Raw genomic sequence first — 17,652 nt, forward strand, 5'->3', positions numbered from 1 at the left:
AAAATGCTCACCGAAACTTTTATCTCAGGTCTATTACATCAAAGATTTCCGGACCAACCGAAATCAATGTGACAGGGGTTTCCGTCACTTCCTCCACTCTTCTAATGAATTCTTTCGCTTCTCTTGGTAAATCTTCCCATTTCTTTGCCCCCTTGGCAGATGGGAAGAGTCTGTCAATACAAGTAATCGCGATTTGTGTTGCGCCGTTTATCATGACGGCTCTCCTCGCCAACTCGAAGTCAAAAAGACCGATCCTTCTACGTCTGCCGGTTACTGTTCCAAACTCGACTATACCCATTTTCTCGGCTTCTTCCTGTGGAATTTCAGTCGGAAATGGTCCCTCTCCAACTCTGCTTGTGTAAGCTTTGAATATGACTATAACATCATCGACGCGAGTTGGGCCTAAACCAACATCTGCCGCAAAGGTACTCGCCGTAGTGTCTTTGCTTGTGACATAGGGATATGTGCCATGAACCAAGGAAAGACCAAAACCCTGTGAACCTTCAACTATCACAAACTTTCCTTTCTTTATTGCTTCGTTAACTTCTAATGGTACGTCACAAAGGAAAGGAGATAATTCTGGGATTTCACGAGCGAGTTTAGCCGTCCGGTTAACTCTAGCAACATTTGCGGGTCCGCAGCCAGTCCCGGTGGTTCCGATTTTACCTTTTAAATGTGCAGAAGTTTTGTCTTCTTCTATATGCTTGGGTTCTATTATAGCACAGTTGTTGTCTACTCCTATCCTGTCTTTGACCTTAGTTTCTTCGACCTCTTGCAAAAAGATTTGTGGATTAACCAAGACTCCAGGACCGATCAAAAGACGGGCACCTTCATAGACAAAACCGCAGGGGACTTGGCGTAGCCCATATTTTTTTCCGCCATACAACACAGAGTGTCCGGCATTTGGACCGACACCAGCCCGAACAACGATGTCGGGTTTATCTCGAAGAGCGAGGTATGCCACCATTTTGCCCTTGCCTTCATCACCCCACTGTCCTCCTACCACAATCGTGGATGGCAGATGTATCCCCTCATTTTATTTCATTTAGCTCTTAAAAACAGTCTGCAGATTAAGAATTCGTAAAATGTTTAAATTGTGGTACAGAAATGTTTGGGGAGAATGAGAGCCGAGGTTTTACTCGGGATTGGTCTTCGACTTCTCTCAATATTTCTTATCTTAGGGCCGATTCTAATTGCGTTTTCTGCGAGCAACTGGGATCTCAAGAAAACTTTGATCCAAGAAGATGAAATTAAAGAAATTGAGGAAAAGTTTTCTGGTCTAAATTTCGAAAATCTAGAATTAAGCGTCGATGAGGGCGCTATTGAATATAACGAAGCCACAAAGTTCGCAAGAATACCTGTCATGATATATTCCAGAATGAAGTTCTCTTTCGATATTCTAGAACTTGAAGTTTCTGTGAATTACGATGGTCATTCAACCTCGCTCAGCATGCAGGAGAACAGAGTCAAGATCACTCCATATGAAAATACAAGATTTCACCTAGTCGGTGTCGTGGCGGAGGATCCAAGAGGAAAAAGCGTTGAGACCGAATTAAAACTTGCAGTTGTTGAAAAACTTGGCGTAACACTTGAAATAAAACCGAGGAAGTGAAACCATGAAGAGGAAAAACGCGATTAACTGGTTTGGTGTTGTCTTTGGGGTTCTTATGATCGTGCTGCCATTTGCGGGCAGCTGGTGGATGCTGAAGGTAGGTGACAATGCCGCCTCGGTAGCCATTTCTCCCTTCAACTTTGATGTGAAAGTTGTTGGAGTTTCAGTACGTTCTGTGCTCGTTGATTATATTTTGCTATTTTCAAAAATAACCTTCATGATCGCTGGCGTGTTTTCGATTTTGGCTTCTCTTTTCGCTGACCGTTGGTGGTCCGCCAAACTGCTAAGGTTTGGAGTAATGAAACCATTCTGGGGTATACTAACTCTAATCATCATACTGATCGTTGGGACCATCTTTGCTAACGCGGTGCTTCCAAAGATAGTTTCCGGCATGATTCGAGAGGGTACTGAAGGAGGTTTACAGATCAAAATAAATGTGCCATTTCTCTCAGGAAGTTCCAAGTCTGCAATCGTAACAGGAGATGCTACTGTTAGCACAGAGATAAGGACCGGATTCCAGATGGCGTTTCTATTGGCGGTTATTACTGCTGGTGTCGGTATAGCTTCTAGAATTTACCATCGAAGATTCTTGGAGAAGGAGGAGATTAAAAAGGAAAAGGTCGAAAAGAAAAAATAATTTATAATTTCTTCTGAGGCAGCGAGATCTACTTAATATTTTCGTAAATCTGCGGAAAATCCCACAGTTTTTGGCTGTTTTTAAGTCCCCATTCCGAGTTTTGCTCGATGGAGAAAACCACAGCAATAGTGTTTGCAAGCTTAGCGACTTTATTACTCATGATTCCGCTGATATCGGCGCCCGAGCTCATCTATGACGATTTCAACGATGAGACTCTTGGTACCAACACTGGGGGCGCTGCTGGAGCGATGTCATATGATGGAAATCACGACCCCACTATTAGCTTTGTGCAAGGATACGAGGGCAGGGCTCTAGCACTTACGTATAATCTTCCACCAAATCAATGGGCCGGCTATTGGAGTTTCTTCCGATCGGATGAAGTGGGATACGATCTTAGAGGATATACGGATCTCCAGATGTGGGTAAGGGGCGCAAGCGGGGGGGAAATCTTCAAGGTCGAAATGAAAGACACAAACAACAGATATCGTGCGATATATGTAACACTCGTTCCAGGTTTCGAGAGTGGGGCGACTACATCTTGGCAGAAGCTTGTAATTCCCCTTTACAATTTCGCCAGCGTAGTGGACCTCGGCAATGTAAAACAGCTCAACATCGTCTTCGACAGGGCCCCGTGGCAGGGGACCGTACATCTGGACAAAATAACCTTCACCACAGATTCTCCAGCCCGCAGTCTACCAGCCGGTCTAATAGTTGACGATTACAACGACGGAAGTGGGCCAAACAATCTAGGTGGTGGCTGCGGGATAATGGATCCAGATCCAAATGGTGGTCCTGAGTGGATCACGGAAGAGTATGTCGGCGGAGCGTATGAGGGGCTCGGTTGTCTGAAACTCACATACAATCGAGGAACCTCCAGTTGGGTCGGTTACTGGAGTTTCTTGCACCCCGACCAACATGGTGTCGATGTTTCTGATTACAAGTATCTCAGCATGTATGTAAAAGGAGCAAGCGGAGGTGAATCATTCAGGGTGGAGTTGAAGGATAGTTCAAACAAAGTATCGAAACAGGTTATCAGTGGGATTACTTCCTCTTGGAAGGAATTCAGATTGGACCTTTCTAGCTTCTCTGGAGTTAGTCTGACGAGCCTCGCCATGGTAAACTTTGTCATGGACTTACCACCGAACTCTGGAACAGTTTATATAGACCTCGTTAGGTTCATTCGTGAAAACGAGAATGCCCCTCAGCAACCTGTCGACAACACTATCGTAAGAATATTTCCAGAAAATCAAAACGTCAGAACCGGGGAAAACTTTTCCGTACAAATCGGAATCATTCCAGTGACTGGTGTGGCTGGCGTTCAGTGTACATTGAGGTTCAATCCACAGATTCTGGGAGTTCTCGATGTAACCGAGGGTGACTTCCTGAAGCAAGGAGGAGCCAGTAGCTTCTTCCAAGTGATTTCCTTGGATAACACGACGGGAAAAATTGAAATCACCGGTGTACGGATCAACGGATCTGCCAACTCCCCCGGAGTTTTTGCGACAGTGCAATTAAAAGCAAAGGATAATCAGGGGACATCACAGCTCTGGCTTGAGGATGTTATCCTTGGAGATGAGAACGGACAGGTTCTTCCAGTAACACTTAGGGGGGCAGTCGTTACTGTAGAAGCATATGCTCCTTGGGACGTAAACCGGGATGGAAAAGTAAACATTCAGGACATGCTGGCTGTGATATCTAAATGGAAACAAACCGGTCCTGCTGGTTGGATAGCTGAGGATATAAACAAAGACGGAAAAATAAACGTGCTTGACCTCATCCTCATTGGACAGCATTGGACAGGATGAAAGGTTGAAAACATGCTGGTTATTTGCGCTTGCCATACTGATTATTCTCATCTCTCAGCCCCTCTGTCAAGCCGAAATTACGAGGGTTTACGTAAAACCTAAAGAAGTTAATGTAGAAAATGGAAAGGTCTTCGAAATAGAAATAGTGGCAAACCCTTCCACCAAAATAGCGGGCTATCAGTTTTCTATCGGCTACGATTCATCGGTTCTTGACTTTCTTGCCATACGAGAGGGAAATTTCTTCAGGAAGTATGGTTTAAACACGTACTTCTACGAGGGGGATGTGGACAGAACGGCGGGAGTTTTAAGAGACGTCGTGTGCGTGGTGTTGGGAGAGGGCGGAAGCTCGGAGAATGGAACTTTGGCAATTGTTAGATTTCGGGCAAAGAAAACCGGACAATCAACAATTACCCTTTTTGATGTGATTGCCGGTAATCCGCTTGGAGAACAGGTAGAGGTAAACGTTCAGGGTGGTTCGGTTAAGGTTTTCACAAGCGGTATTGCCCCCTGGCTAGTTTTTTTAGTCGTGACAATTGTTATTGTATTGTTAGTTCTCATATTTTTGCTGTTTCGCAGACGTTCTGGTCAAAGAAAAAAATCGAGAGAGCCAACCGTTTGGGAAAGTATTTGAATTCCATCATATCACGGGTTCCCGAAGGATGAGTTTTTTTGCTTCCTTGGCTAAAGAGGAAATCGGCAATGATAAACCTTCAAGCTGATGTAGCGCTTCGGCTGTCTGCAGAATCAATCTCTGAAGATCGCCTTCCTCCATGCGGGAGAGCTCGACCACTTCTTGCCACTTGGCTCCAGAGGCCCACATATAGACGCAACTGGCTCTTCCACGAGCTGCCTCTAAAGAAGGTCTCTCGCTGTAGATCCCCGCTTTCTTCTCCATCCTCCAGATGTCGCGGAGTAAACCGATTACACGCGAAATATCAAGGAGAGCCAGCTTACGTCTGGGTGACCTTTCCCCAATGAGTGCTGCAACAGTTCCTGCTAGAGCGGCTGGAGAAAGCCCGCGGTAGAGGCCCCTTCTTACAAACTCCGCAAGATAGAGAAAAGATGCGTGAGTTATCATACAGGCCCACTCCCCATCTTCTGTCAACTCTAGAGAATCTGTCAGATATCCAAGAGACTTCAGAATGTTTATTCTCCTCCCAAACTCCTGCATCATCAGGTTTCTAACTTTTTTCTCCTTCTTTCTGCCGAGTTTTGACATTTGGTAAAACAAAAGGCTTTTTTCGAAGATTTTGATAGTTCCCTGAAGACCGTGTCTGCCAAGTAGACTCAAAATCTGATAATATGCAACAGAGAAGGCGGATTTCAGAGGTTCCGGCGGAGATTTGGAGAGCGAGACGGCGTCATACAGCATTCTTTTTTCTCTCGGGACAAAAATCACAAAACCTACCCTATCTTTTCCTCTTCTGCCAGCCCTTCCGCTCATCTGATGGAATTCAAGCGGTGTGAGAAGGCGAGTGCCACTCTCATCTCTTGTCATAACCGTCGGGAGAGCAACGGTTCTTGCCGGAACATCGAGCCCAGCGGCGAGAGTTGTCGTTGCAAAGACTGCTTGGATGAGACCGGCCGAAAGCATTCTTTCCACAGCAACCTTCCAGCCAGTCAAATGGCCAGCATGGTGTGGTGCCACGCCGGCATCTATGAGCTGCTCTAAGAGGGGATGGTCCCATAAAACTGGCGTTTCCTCCGCGACCTGAGCAAAGATCTCCATCCGTCTTTCCCGGCCAATCCATTTTTGCCCGCGGAAGGTCCTCACGGCTTCATCACAGTCTCTTCTGCGCGGAAGGAAAACGATAACTGGTATGAGATCCTTTTCTTTTAAGATTGAAACGATTTTTACCGGATTAAAGGGCACTCTAGCATCCCTATCGCCGAGTTTGCCGATGATTTTTTCTCTCAGCGGAAGAACCCAGCCGCCAGCATGTAAAAAACCATATCTGAGGGGAACTGGCCTCTCGTCAACCCTTATTAGGCTAGGCTCTTCACCCCGGACTTTTCCCATCCACTCAGCCAGTTCATCTGAGTTTGAGATGGTAGCTGAGAGAAGTAGCAAACGTGTTTCTGAGGGAGAAAGGATTATGATTTCTTCCCACGTAACACCACGCTCAGGATCTGCGATGTAGTGGGCTTCGTCCAAGACGACAAAATCGGGTGGTTTTCCCTCGCCATAAAGAGAGTTCCTGAGGATCTCTGTGGTGGCGACGATTATGAAAGCAGTTGGATTTTCTTTTCTCTCTCCGGTGAGAAGACCTACATTCTCTTCCCCAAAAATTCTCTTGAAGTAGTCATACTTTTGGTTAGAAAGGGCTTTAAGGGGCGTGGTATACCAACACTCTTTGCCTAGTTTGATGAAACTTCTGATTGCCTGCTCCGCAATCCAAGTTTTTCCGCTTCCAGTCGGTGCAACGACAATAGTGTCTTTCTGAAGAACGCATCTCAGAGCTTCCTCTTGGAAAGGTGAAGGTACGAAAGCAGATGGCGAGGGTTCTCCTATTCCCTCTAGAAATTTTTCTTCAAGCTGATCAAAATCTCTCCCGTGACGTCCTTTCAAGTTTCTCCAGCTCCTCTAATGCTTCGTCCTTTTCTTTTTCCGTCCACCATTTCTGTCCCCTTATGCACATAGATCTAAATTCCTTGAAGAGTCTGAGATAAGATAAACTGGAGACAGAAGTACTCTGTATCAGTCTTTCAAGTCTGCTACAATCCGGCGAATCCTTATATGCACAAAGGGAACACAAGTACAACTTCCTCATTCTATTCATTATCTAGATTTGGGTTGCTAAAAGATTTACACTCACTGGCGGATATCTGCCCGATCTTTTTCACGGGGGTTGAGTGGATAGCCAGATGTCATCCCAGTATGCACTCGTAGCGGGAGGTGTCTGCCCAGTTGTGTATCTAGCAGTAATGAAAACGCGCGCCCTAACCGCATTTTGTGGAGCCGTTACTTGGAAAGATACCAAAGTCCAACTATCAAAGGCTGTTGATGCAAAACCGCTACTCGGTGTCTGCACATAACCGTCATCATTCTCCCAGTATGGATACCATCTTACTCTGATGAATAGAGTGTACTGGCTTGGACTTGCCCCTCCTCCTGGATTTACGAGGTAGTAATACCCGGCTAGATAATACGTTTGTCCAGGGATGAAGCTCGTGATATTGTCTGAGGTCACATACGCGGTATACGAGGAGGAGTTAACCACTTGCTTTGCGGAGTAACTACCAGTTCTTGCCCTTTCGCTAGACCTAGAAGCGTTGGTTCCAAAACTCCAGTAACCGGTCTGCTCGAAGCTTGGGTTCTGGACGAGTTGTAATGGCGGCTCTGGCAAGGTTTCTACTCTAACATAGAAAGTGTTTGTATAGTTTCTGGCCGCTACGTTGCTTGGAATATCTAATCTCCACTCTATCTGTTTCTGCATATTTTCGCCATATTGGATGTTATTCCAAACATTTTCGTAGATGGTGCTCAGTGATACGGTTCTACCGCCGATCGCCTTGGCCGCACTGGCAGATATCGTGTATCCGTCAGACGTGAAATCCCCGGCCGCTCTGACCTTAATCGTGAAGTTTCTGTTTGAGGACACAATAACCGTCATCGGACTCTGGGTTGCGTAAACGCTCTGTCCTTTGTAGCCGCTGAAGGAGAGGGTGTATGTGCTCAAAGACATCTCGAGGTAGACCTGAACCATAATCGCGTTGATATTCTCCAAATAGTTATCTAGACCGGTGTTATCGACGGCTCTGACGTATAGATTCCACATTCCCGGAGCCGCGATTTTTGAAAGTTTCACCCTAAAGATTGCAGTGTATGTCTTGGTTTCAGAATTCTCTAAGACTGAACATCCAGATGTGTCTATGTAAGCAGACCCAAGTGGGCAACTAAACTGCCAAGCTCCCGCGCTCTTTGAAGCACTCCATGTGTAGTGATTTCTGATGTTGTCTGACGCTGTATGGCTGAGCGAATTTTCATGTGCTACGAGATATATGTTCTCGAGCTCCATCTCTCCTTCCCAAACAGTAACTGTCACGTTAAACCAGCAGTTTGGCATTATGGTTGAATTTTCCGGAACTACCATCAGAACTGATGGGATTTCTATCAGAGGATAGGCGCAGAATTTATTACCACCACCGGCCCAGTCTGGTGGAGCACCCTGCCAATAAAAGATGGTGTTGTTAACGAAACCCAGTCTGTTTCCGTTATACTCGCCGACGGGGTAGGGAAGATTTTCTAGACTCTCCCAAGTATTTGTCGAAATCTGATATCTGTAGAAACCATAGCCTGGCTGCTCAAGATAGGAACCACCGCTAAGAGCGTAAATGTAATCGGACTTGGTTGGAATCCAGAGGAGAGATCCTCCATCCCCTACCCCACCTGGATCCGGTATCGGACTAAGATTTTCCCAACTGTTTGTTTCAATGTTGTATCTCCAGAAATCCTGCAAAGGTGAAGTTTCATAATATTCTCCTCTTAAAGCGTAGAGGTAAGCTCCGCCGGTCCAGACAAGCGAACAACCATCATCGGTGCCACCTGGTGGGTTAGCCAATACCTGCCAGGTGTTGGTCTGTGGGTTGTAACGGGCGAAAGTTGTTCCGTGTGTTGAGCTTCCCAAGATCGCATAAATTCTTCCATCATAACCACACCAACAGAGAGCATCTCCCGCACCCTGTGGACCAGGAGTGTTCTCCAAGAACTCCCAGCTGTTCGAAGGAATGGAATATCTCAGAAAGATTGTGCGGTTGGAATCCTGATATCTCGCCCCCGCCAGAGCGTATATGTAATTTTCATTATCCCAGGCAAGAGCGGTACCATTTCTGAAAAGACCTTGGGGTAGCATGGACGTGTTTATCTCTGTCCACTCGTTTGCAAATGGATCATACCTCCAGAAATGAACATTATCTAGGACATCGTAGCACCTGATTATGTAGATATAGTTTCCTACAGAGACCAAGGCTTGACCGTATCCGCCCGGCTGTGGGGTTGGGGCTTTCTCAATCCACACTGGCTCGGAACTGATAGGGGGAGCAGAGAAAAGCATTGTGAGTATCATGAAAAAGGGCAGAGAGAGCCCCAGCACCAGAAGCTTTTTTCTCATTCAAAAATTTGTTGATTTTTTCTTCTCAAATACGTTTCGAGGAAGGTATTCGTGGCGGGCCGGGCGGGATTCGAACCCACGTCACGGGCTCCGGAGGCCCGTGTCCTTTCCTGGCTAGACCACCGGCCCAGATTTTTCTATTTTTCTGAAAGTAAAACTCATTCGAGCATTAGAGAAGCGGCCTCCTCTATCGTGGAGACCTCTACTACCGATAGTCCGTAACCGGCGAAATATTCATTGAGATCTATTATTTTGGGCCTGTAGCTCACCCAGCTGAATCCTGGAAAGATCTGCTCAACAACCCGTTCGTAAACAGTAACCTTGCTCTGGCCTTTTGGGACGAGGAAAACTCTCGCTCCGTTTTCAGCTGCAGCTGCCGCCTTGTGAAAAACTCCACCAACCGGTCCAATCGAACCATCCTCCTGAATTGTTCCCGTGATAGCGTATCCGCTTTTTATCTTGCGGTTTTCGAGAACGGAAAGTAAAGCAATAGTGGTCGCCGCCCCGGCGCTTGGTCCGTCGATCGCCTCCACCCTTACTCTTTCACCTGGACCAACCACGATAAATTTCACATCGTAACCTGCTAAGCCAACCCCATCCGCATCCAGCTGATATCCGGCAAGTTTTGCCGCAACTTTTATCGCAGTTCTATCAGCATCTTGAAAATCGAAACCAACCAACGTTGGGTCGATCCCGACATAGACGTAACCATCCCCTGGCTCTATTTTGACGGCAAGCGTACAAACTACTCCAAATTCTCCCTGATCAGTCGAACCAACAGCTACTATCGGAATCGTTGCTGCACGGGCGTTCTTTATCCAGCCGGTCAGATTTGTCTTTATGCTGCTCTCTTTTTCTTCCAGGGTTAGAGAGATTTTCATGAATCCGTACGTTGCTAAAACTCCTGTAAGCATTCCTACAATTAACGCTACGACAAGATGGAGCACTCCATATCTTCGCTTCCTCCTGAAACGTTGGTGTGAGAGCTTCCTCGGCATCTGATAAACCTTTGTCTGGGATCATTAAAAGCAATATTTGTGCGATTTTTCACTTGAAGAACTCTGGGGAGAGAAATTTGCAAAGTGCCATCCAAACTCCATGCTCATATAGGGCAGTTCTATCCACGTGCCCCTTTGTGAATATACCTATTGCGCCTTTTCCTTCCTTTATTTTCTTTTCTCCTGTTAATCTTTCCATAACTTCTCCAAGCTCGATTCCCCTTTTAAGTTCTTTTACAACCTTTCCAGGGCACTCAAACCATCCTGATGTCCCGATCGAAATTTTGCCCTCCCTGTTGACTATAGCAACAAAACCGGTTGTAAACCACCTTCCGCAGAGCCTTACAGCTCCACCTTCTATCCCGACTCCAAAATCTGCATCAAGAAGCTTGATCGCCTTTTTTGCCCTATTCATTGCACCCTTCACGGCTTCGACCGCAGTCATTGGCTGTGGTGAGATACCGGAGTCTATCTCCACAGACTCCACTCTTACTCTTCCGAAAGCTTTCCGAAAGGCTCTCTCCGTTGCTTTTATTTTTGTCCTGTTTTTCGATCCCACGGCAACAAATATCATGTTCCCTCATCTTTTTGTTTTCGGGGAGATTTAGAGCTAATGGAAAAGGATGCGGGGCATCATACTTCTGAAGCTTCCCGAAGTTTTTCCCTGCAGAATAATCAAAAGAATCAACAGATTCACGGTTAGGATAAGCATAGGGAGGAAGGTGACAAAAGCTAGTCTGAATAACACGGGCAGGCTTGAAGAGTTGTTGCTTTACAACGCTTCAGGATACTGTCTTAGGGGACGGGGAAAGCTTCCCTACAGACTGTTTGCGATAAGTGGGGAAAAACTTGCAAGCGTTATTGACACAAGAATGCAGGCGGAAGCTTTTGAGGTAGCGCTCGCCAGAAGTCTCATCCCCATTTTTCGGAGTTACCGGTTGGCTAGAAGAAATATCAGAGTCGGCAGTTCAATCATAGACTATAAGCTTGAAGGAAAAAACGAGCTCGTTGTGGAGCTCAAAAGTGCTGTCTTGAGGTTAAACGATTTGGGCGGATATCCGGACTGTCCCACCGAGAGGGGAAGAAAACAAATAGAAGATCTCATAAACTATGCTCGATCTGGCGGAAATTCTGCGATATTTTTCGTTACAAGTCTGGAAGGCGTCCGAGGAATAACGCCAAACATAACAGCCGATCCCCAACTTTATCTTCTTATGGAGAAAGCAAGCCGAGCTGGCGTTCGAATGAGGGGAATGAACATTCTTTTCGACCCGAAAAGACGAAATATTATTCTGTCCAACCCAGATCTACCTGTCGTCTTCTAGCTTGGATAGATATTTGGAAGCAAGCTTGACAGCACAAAGCTGTGAACACATGCTGCACGTCTTTGGATCAAGTATGGGCGGTTTTCTACTCCTCATCTCTCTTGCCTTTTCGGGATCAAGCGAAAGCGCGATCTGCTTTTCCCAGTCAAATCTTCTTCTCGCCTCAGACATTTCTTCGTCCCTTTTCATTCCAAAACCTCTTGCGACGTCCGCAGCGTGGGCAGCGATTTTGGCAGCGATTACTCCTTCCCGCACATCCTCCACATCCGGAAGACATAAATGCTCGCCTGGAGTTACATAACAAAGCAAATCTGCGCCCGCCCACGCCGCAACAGCTCCTCCGATGGCTGCCGCGATGTGGTCATATCCCGCTGCGATATCCGTCACAAGCGGACCAAGTAGATAATATGGTGCCCCGTCACAAACGGCTTTTTCCAATTTCACGTTTGCCTCGATTTGGTCGAGCGGGAGATGACCTGGACCTTCAACCATTACTTGAACGTGATTGTTTCTCGCTTTTCTGACGAGGTCAGCTGCCACAAGCAACTCTAACATCTGCGGTATATCGCTTGCATCCGCCAAACTGCCAGGCCTAAGAGCGTCGCCAATGCTCAGTGTTAGATCGTATTCCTTCGCTATTTCCAAAAGATAATCGAATTCTGCATAGAGCGGGTTTTCTTTCTCGTTGTGAATCATCCAAGCAGCCAAAAGTGATCCACCTCTGCTGACCATCCGTAGAATTCTGTCACTCTTTTTAACGATCTTGAGAGCGTCCAGTGTTAGGGCACAGTGCACGGTAACGAAATCGACGCCATCCGCAGCGTGTTTTCTAATAGCATTAAAAATGTCGTCGGAATTCATGTCGACGATGTCTTGACCTTTTTTCGTTGCCTCCATCGCCGCCTGATAAATCGGAACGGTCCCCACGGGAACATTGACCGACTGGAGAATTTTGCGTCTTATCAAATCTATGTCCCCACCTATGCTTAGATCCATTATTGTGTCTGCGCCATATTTCACGGCAACCAATGCTTTACGCAGTTCCTCCTCAAGATCGACGTAGTCTGGGGATGTTCCAACATTTGCATTCACTTTCACTTTTAGACCTTCGCCAATTCCGATGGGTTCGATTTCTCTTATGATGTTTTTCGGAATGATTACGCGGCCGGAGGCTATTCTTCTCCTCAAGACTTCTGGTGAGATTTCTTCTATCTCAGCGACTTTCTTCATTTCTTCCGTTATCTCTCCTCTACACGCATCTTTCATCAACAAGCCCAACACCTAGAAAACATCATAAGATCTCGATAAAAGTTATTGCGAAAACCCGGGTATTTTGGGCAACTTTGATAGGGCTTCTCTTATTTTTTCTTCAGGATATTCGTAATTCTGCAACTTTTTCTCCAAGAATTCTGCATATGCCTGTAAGTCAAAGTGGCCGTGCCCGCTACAATTGAATAGGATGACCTTCTCCTCCCCAGTCTGGCGACACCGGATTGCTTCGTCTATCACGGCTTTCACAGCGTGGGCTGTCTCTGGAGCAATGACAAATCCTTCGGCTTTGGCGAAAATGCTTGCCGCTTCAAAAATTTCTGTTTGATGGTATGCGACTGCTTCCATATACCCTTCTTTTGTTAATTTGCACAAGAGAGGGGCGTCACCATGATATCTCAAACCACCGGCGTGGATAGGTGGTGGAACGTACGTGTGACCAAGCGTGTACATCTTTAGAAGAGGAGTCATTTCCGCCGTGTCTCCATAGTCGTAAGTGTAGACCCCCTTGGTGAGTGTAGGACAGGCTTTCGGTTCACATGACACGGCACGGAGATCCGGTTTCTTTCCACTAAGCTTGTCGGCCAAAAATGGAAAGACTAAGCCGGCAAAATTGCTTCCTCCTCCAACGCATCCAAATACTACGTCCGGATACTCGTCAAGCATTTCCAGCTGCTTTTTCGCCTCAAGTCCCACTACCGTTTGATGAAGAAGAACGTGGTTCAAAACGCTTCCAAGAGAATATTTCGTATTTTCGTGAGTTACTGCATCCTCTATTGCCTCGGAGATCGCGATTCCTAGACTGCCTGGACAATTTGGATCTTGTTCTAAAACCTTTCTGCCAAACTGCGTTCTGTTGCTCGGGCTTGGTATACATTCGGCTCCCCATATCTCCATTAAGATTCTTCGATAGGGTTTCTGGTTGTAGCTCGCTTTGACCATATAAATTGTACACTTCAAGTTAAACAACATTGTTGCAAAGGCTAAGGCGCTGCCCCACTGACCGGCCCCTGTCTCCGTTGTCAGTCTTTCTACACCTTCCTTCATGTTGAAGTATGCCTGAGCCACGGCAGTGTTCGGTTTATGACTCCCGGGCGGGCTTACACCTTCCCACTTGTAATAGATTCGGGCTGGGGTCTTCAGCATCCGCTCCAATCTCCTGGCTCTGTAAAGAGGTGTTGGACGCCAGAGTCGATAGATTTCCAGCACTTCTTCAGGTATCGGAATCCAGCGCTCGCGTGAAACTTCCTGCTCTATCAGCGCCTTTGGGAAAATCGCAAGAAGATCTTCTGGTTTTACGGGTTCACCTGTTTTCGGATTAAGAGGCGGGTCAAGAGGTGTGGGCAGATCCGCCTGAATGTTATACCAGTACCTTGGAATATCCTCTTCATCGAGTAGGAATTTCGTTCTTTCCATGGAAGCTCCATTCAAGTTGTTTGCAAACATATTTAAGCATTTCTCAAAATTGTTCATTAAGGTGCAAAAATGTTCGAGATACTCATACAGATTCCAATAGGTTTTTTCGTTGCACTCTCCGGGGCGTTAATTCCGGGTCCTCTGCTCGCCTATGTGACTGCGAAATCGACCGAGGAGGGCAGACAGATCGGGCCATTGGTTGTGGTAGGCCACTTGGCAGTCGAAGTCGTTATCCTTCTTCTACTTCTCGCCGGTATCGGTTATGTTCTTGCCCATCCACTTCTGGAGAGAACGATAGGTCTAACCGGAGGTTTTCTTCTGATTTTGATCGCTTCCTCGAGTCTACGGAGTTTGCGCGCCAGAAGATACAAGATCCAAGTAACCTGTTTCCACCCTTTTGTTGGAGGGGTCCTCTTCAGTAGCATTTTCAATCCGACAGTTCCGCTCTGGTGGGTGGGGGTAGGTTTCGCTCTTCTTCTCCAGGCATATTCTGTTGCGTCTTTCGCTGGTGTCGCAGCTTGGCTGATAGGTCACTATGCAGCCGACTTCGGATGGTTTTCCTTAGTTTCCCACCTCGTAAGTTCGAGTCATGCAGCGGTTGAAAAAATCAGAATTTTGCTCCTCCGGATATGTGTTGTCATTCTCCTTTTGCTAGGATTATACCTTGTTGTCAAGTATTCTGTCTTTTTCTAAAGATGAAAGGAAATCTGCTGTTCGAGTGTGTGGAGCAACAATTTTTACTTTGAGGAGGTCTTCGGGTTTGTCTATGTCAAAAGCGATAGATTCCGAATGGTAAATCTTGACTTTTGCGCCAGTTTTGAAGGCTTCCTTTAAATGTACCGGGAAACTCTCTCCCCCGAATTTGAGAGAAATGACATCCGGGGGTTTCAGCAGAAGCGCGTTTGTACCTCTGTCTTTCGAAGGCGAAATCACGACAACCTTCTCTTCCTCCGCAAGTGAAATAATTTCTCTTATATCTCTCGGTGTTATGAGGGGAACATCACCGGGAATTATCAAAACTGAATCGGCTCCTTCTGCTTTTGCTCGACTGATTGCAAACTCCAGCGCTGGGTTCAGAGATAGACCCGGTTCTCGAATTGTCCGAATCCCGAGATTTGACGCGAATTTAAGTATTTCTTCATTCGGAGAGAGCACACATATCCTGTCCAAACTCTGAACTCTTTTTGCTGAGGTCAGCACGTCGGTAAGCATCGCCATTATGAGTTTTTTTCTCTCCTCAGGATTCAGGCAATTTTGGAGGGATGACTTTGCCAAAGAGAGATCCTTTATGGGAATAATCAGCCAAGGGCGGGCAGACATCCAATCATCCAAAAATATTTTTCCAGACGCGAGTTCTAATAATGAGACGAGGGTGGAATCTTGAAGATCCGAACAATAACGTATTCGAGAAACGTTTTTATACCAGTCACCAACGTCTGTCGAAACAAATGTCATTATTGTGGATTCAGGAGAGACCCGCACAATGGATGGCTGATGAAACCTGATGAGATAAAGGCACTCGGAGAAAGGGCAAGAGCCGCTGGTTACTGTGAGGCTCTTATAACGCTGGGGGAGAGACCAGAAGTTTATCCGTCGTATTCGCTCAAATTATCAGACCTGGGTTATAGAACTACTGTCGATTATCTTGTAGATATCTCCAGAATGATGCTCAACATGAATCTCCTACCTCACACAAACGCTGGCTCAATTACCTACGAGGAGATGAAAAAACTTCGCCGATATAACGCGAGCATGGGACTGATGCTGGAATGTGCAACCAGATTGCCAGCTCATGAAGAGAGTCCAGGCAAAAGGCCTGAGATTAGACTTGAGGTGATAAGAAATGCCGGCGAGCTTAAAATCCCGTTCACGACTGGACTTCTAATTGGAATCGGCGAAAGCCGAAAAGATCGCTTATTTTCCCTTTTTGAGATAAAAAAGCTCCAAGAAAGATATGGGCATATTCAAGAGGTGATAATCCAACCATTCTCACCAAAACCAAACACCGTTATGGAAAGTTGTCCGCCCCCGTCTCTATCGGAAGTTATATGGACTGTTAGGAAAGCTAGAGAAATTTTGGAAGATGTTGCCATACAAGTTCCCCCAAACCTGATTGACCTGTCACCACCAAACGTTCTTGCGATACTAGATGCCGGTGCAAACGATTTCGGAGGGATCTCTCCAATCACGCCAGATTTTATAAATCCTGAAAATCCCTGGCCAGAAGTGGAGAAACTGAGAACGATCGTTGAATCGCTGGGTTTCCGTTTGCGCGAACGTCTACCGATTTATCCCAAGTTTGTGATGGATGAGCAATTTATGTCTGCGGAGGTGAAGAGAATTGTCCGAAGTTTGTCTGATGAAGCCGGTTACAGAGCAGGTTGATGGGGAACTTTTCGAGATTCTCCAAGTTGCTTTACAAAATGAACAACTAACTGAAAAAGAGATATGTAGATTACTGCTCTCCGAACCTGAAGAACTCCCAACGATTGCCTTGATTGCAGACTACAAAAGGTGGCTGGAGGTCGGAGACATCGTCACCTATGTGAGAAATAGAAACATAAATTTCACGAATATCTGCATCGGTTCATGTATGTTTTGCGGATTCCGCAGGGATAAAGATGACGAAGACGCTTATGTCCTCTCTCCGGAAGAAATAGCGAGAAAAACAGCTGAAGCAGTTTGGGCGGGGGCTACAGAAGTGTGTTTGCAGGGCGGTCTGCATCCAGATTTCGGACTTTCAGATTATCTGAAAATTCTCGATTCTGTAAGGTCCGTTTCAAAAAGTATTCATATTCATGCTTTTTCCCCCGAGGAAATCGAGCATATTTGCCGGCAGGAGGGGATGGATGTCTTTGAAGTTTTGTGTGCCCTCAGGGAGCATGGACTTGACTCCGTCCCAGGAACTGCAGCGGAGATTCTTTCGGACAACGTGAGAGAGAAAATATGTCCGCGCAAGGTGAGGACGAAGAGATGGACAGAAATCGTTAAGGCATGCCATTCTTTAGGAATACCGACAACCTCGACAATCATGTATGGAACGATCGAAACATACAGAGAACGCGCAAAACACCTGCTGCTGATTAGAAAAATCCAAGAAGAGACCAGTGGGTTCACGGAATTCGTTTTATTACCGTTTGTGTCTTCACGAACGCCACTTGGAAAAGCCGGTTTGCGTTCTCCAAGTATGAGCGAGAACATAAAAATGCATGCAGTCGCTAGGCTTGTCCTAGGCGATGTTCTTAAAAATATCCAGACTTCTTACGTGAAGCTTGGACTAGAAGGAGCAAAAGCTGCTCTGATGGCTGGGGCCAACGATCTGGGAGGAACACTCATGGAGGAGAATATAACGAGTGCTGCCGGAGGTAACGTACGTTGCATGAAAGCTGAGGAGCTTGAGGAACTGGCACGTGCTGTTGGGAGGATACCTGCAGAAAGAACCACTACATATAGGTTGATACGAATTTGTTAGGAATAAT

General features: G+C 46.3%; 17 protein-coding genes and 1 tRNA gene. 8 read left to right on the forward strand and 10 right to left on the reverse strand.

Annotated features, from left to right (window positions below; all coding sequences use genetic code 11):
• Positions 1-19: 19 nt before the first annotated feature.
• Positions 20-1,006 (reverse strand): adenylosuccinate synthetase, encoded by a 987-nt coding sequence (locus QXF64_02025; GenBank protein ID MEM1689273.1) that lies wholly within the window; start codon positions 1,004-1,006, stop codon positions 20-22.
• A 114-nt stretch (positions 1,007-1,120) separates the two neighbouring features.
• Between QXF64_02025 and QXF64_02030 the strand changes: the two genes are divergently transcribed.
• From QXF64_02030 to QXF64_02045, 4 genes are all read left to right on the forward strand, one after another.
• Complete coding sequence (locus QXF64_02030) at positions 1,121-1,612, forward strand: hypothetical protein (GenBank protein ID MEM1689274.1); 492 nt, start codon at positions 1,121-1,123, stop codon at positions 1,610-1,612.
• Between the two features lie 4 nt (positions 1,613-1,616).
• Positions 1,617-2,249 (forward strand): hypothetical protein, encoded by a 633-nt coding sequence (locus QXF64_02035; GenBank protein ID MEM1689275.1) that lies wholly within the window; start codon positions 1,617-1,619, stop codon positions 2,247-2,249.
• A gap of 107 nt (positions 2,250-2,356) precedes the next feature.
• On the forward strand, positions 2,357-4,054 hold the full coding sequence (locus QXF64_02040; protein ID MEM1689276.1) for a cohesin domain-containing protein: 1,698 nt from the start codon (positions 2,357-2,359) through the stop codon (positions 4,052-4,054).
• 4 nt (positions 4,055-4,058) lie between these two features.
• Positions 4,059-4,685, forward strand: coding sequence for a cohesin domain-containing protein (locus tag QXF64_02045; GenBank protein MEM1689277.1), 627 nt, complete (start codon positions 4,059-4,061; stop codon positions 4,683-4,685).
• A gap of 6 nt (positions 4,686-4,691) precedes the next feature.
• Here QXF64_02045 and QXF64_02050 read toward each other — a convergent pair whose 3' ends face one another.
• From QXF64_02050 to yjjX, 6 genes are all read right to left on the reverse strand, one after another.
• Positions 4,692-6,623, reverse strand: coding sequence for a DEAD/DEAH box helicase (locus QXF64_02050; GenBank protein ID MEM1689278.1), 1,932 nt, complete (start codon positions 6,621-6,623; stop codon positions 4,692-4,694).
• The gene (locus tag QXF64_02055; protein ID MEM1689279.1) at positions 6,595-6,825 is read right to left on the reverse strand and encodes a hypothetical protein; all 231 of its coding nucleotides are present in this window, start codon (positions 6,823-6,825) and stop codon (positions 6,595-6,597) included. Before QXF64_02055 ends, QXF64_02050 begins: the two co-directional genes overlap by 29 nt.
• 69 nt (positions 6,826-6,894) lie before the next feature.
• Positions 6,895-9,165: a hypothetical protein gene (locus tag QXF64_02060; protein ID MEM1689280.1), complete on the reverse strand. Its 2,271-nt coding sequence runs from the start codon at positions 9,163-9,165 to the stop codon at positions 6,895-6,897.
• Positions 9,166-9,217: 52 nt separating this feature from the next.
• Positions 9,218-9,294: transfer RNA gene (locus tag QXF64_02065), tRNA-Arg, on the reverse strand.
• Positions 9,295-9,323: 29 nt separating this feature from the next.
• Positions 9,324-10,163 carry a S16 family serine protease gene (locus tag QXF64_02070; GenBank protein ID MEM1689281.1) on the reverse strand — a complete coding sequence of 280 codons (840 nt, stop codon included), beginning with the start codon at positions 10,161-10,163 and terminating at the stop codon, positions 9,324-9,326.
• 49 nt (positions 10,164-10,212) lie between these two features.
• Positions 10,213-10,737, reverse strand: coding sequence for an inosine/xanthosine triphosphatase (yjjX, locus tag QXF64_02075; GenBank protein ID MEM1689282.1), 525 nt, complete (start codon positions 10,735-10,737; stop codon positions 10,213-10,215).
• A gap of 49 nt (positions 10,738-10,786) precedes the next feature.
• Here yjjX and sfsA point away from each other — a divergent pair, with 49 nt between their 5' ends.
• Complete coding sequence (gene sfsA, locus QXF64_02080) at positions 10,787-11,488, forward strand: DNA/RNA nuclease SfsA (protein MEM1689283.1); 702 nt, start codon at positions 10,787-10,789, stop codon at positions 11,486-11,488.
• Here sfsA and thiC read toward each other — a convergent pair.
• A complete protein-coding gene (gene thiC, locus QXF64_02085; protein ID MEM1689284.1) occupies positions 11,471-12,754 on the reverse strand; it encodes a phosphomethylpyrimidine synthase ThiC in 1,284 nt (427 codons plus the stop codon). The genes sfsA and thiC overlap by 18 nt on opposite strands.
• Before the next feature lie 45 nt (positions 12,755-12,799).
• Positions 12,800-14,173: a TrpB-like pyridoxal phosphate-dependent enzyme gene (locus tag QXF64_02090; protein ID MEM1689285.1), complete on the reverse strand. Its 1,374-nt coding sequence runs from the start codon at positions 14,171-14,173 to the stop codon at positions 12,800-12,802.
• 69 nt (positions 14,174-14,242) lie between these two features.
• Between QXF64_02090 and QXF64_02095 the strand changes: the two genes are divergently transcribed.
• Entirely contained in the window at positions 14,243-14,866 is a 624-nt protein-coding gene (locus QXF64_02095) for a LysE family transporter (protein ID MEM1689286.1), read from the forward strand.
• Here QXF64_02095 and cofC read toward each other — a convergent pair.
• Positions 14,831-15,628 carry a 2-phospho-L-lactate guanylyltransferase gene (cofC, locus tag QXF64_02100; protein ID MEM1689287.1) on the reverse strand — a complete coding sequence of 266 codons (798 nt, stop codon included), beginning with the start codon at positions 15,626-15,628 and terminating at the stop codon, positions 14,831-14,833. The two genes, QXF64_02095 and cofC, sit on opposite strands and share 36 nt — an antisense overlap.
• Between cofC and cofG the strand changes: the two genes are divergently transcribed.
• Complete coding sequence (gene cofG / locus QXF64_02105; GenBank protein ID MEM1689288.1) at positions 15,554-16,558, forward strand: 7,8-didemethyl-8-hydroxy-5-deazariboflavin synthase subunit CofG; 1,005 nt, start codon at positions 15,554-15,556, stop codon at positions 16,556-16,558. The genes cofC and cofG overlap by 75 nt on opposite strands.
• Complete coding sequence (gene cofH / locus QXF64_02110; GenBank protein MEM1689289.1) at positions 16,515-17,645, forward strand: 7,8-didemethyl-8-hydroxy-5-deazariboflavin synthase subunit CofH; 1,131 nt, start codon at positions 16,515-16,517, stop codon at positions 17,643-17,645. Before cofG ends, cofH begins: the two co-directional genes overlap by 44 nt.
• Positions 17,646-17,652 lie beyond the last annotated feature (7 nt).

The sequence above is a fragment of the Candidatus Hadarchaeales archaeon genome (genome assembly GCA_038823825.1).
Lineage (GTDB): Archaea > Hadarchaeota > Hadarchaeia > Hadarchaeales > Hadarchaeaceae > JAVZGN01.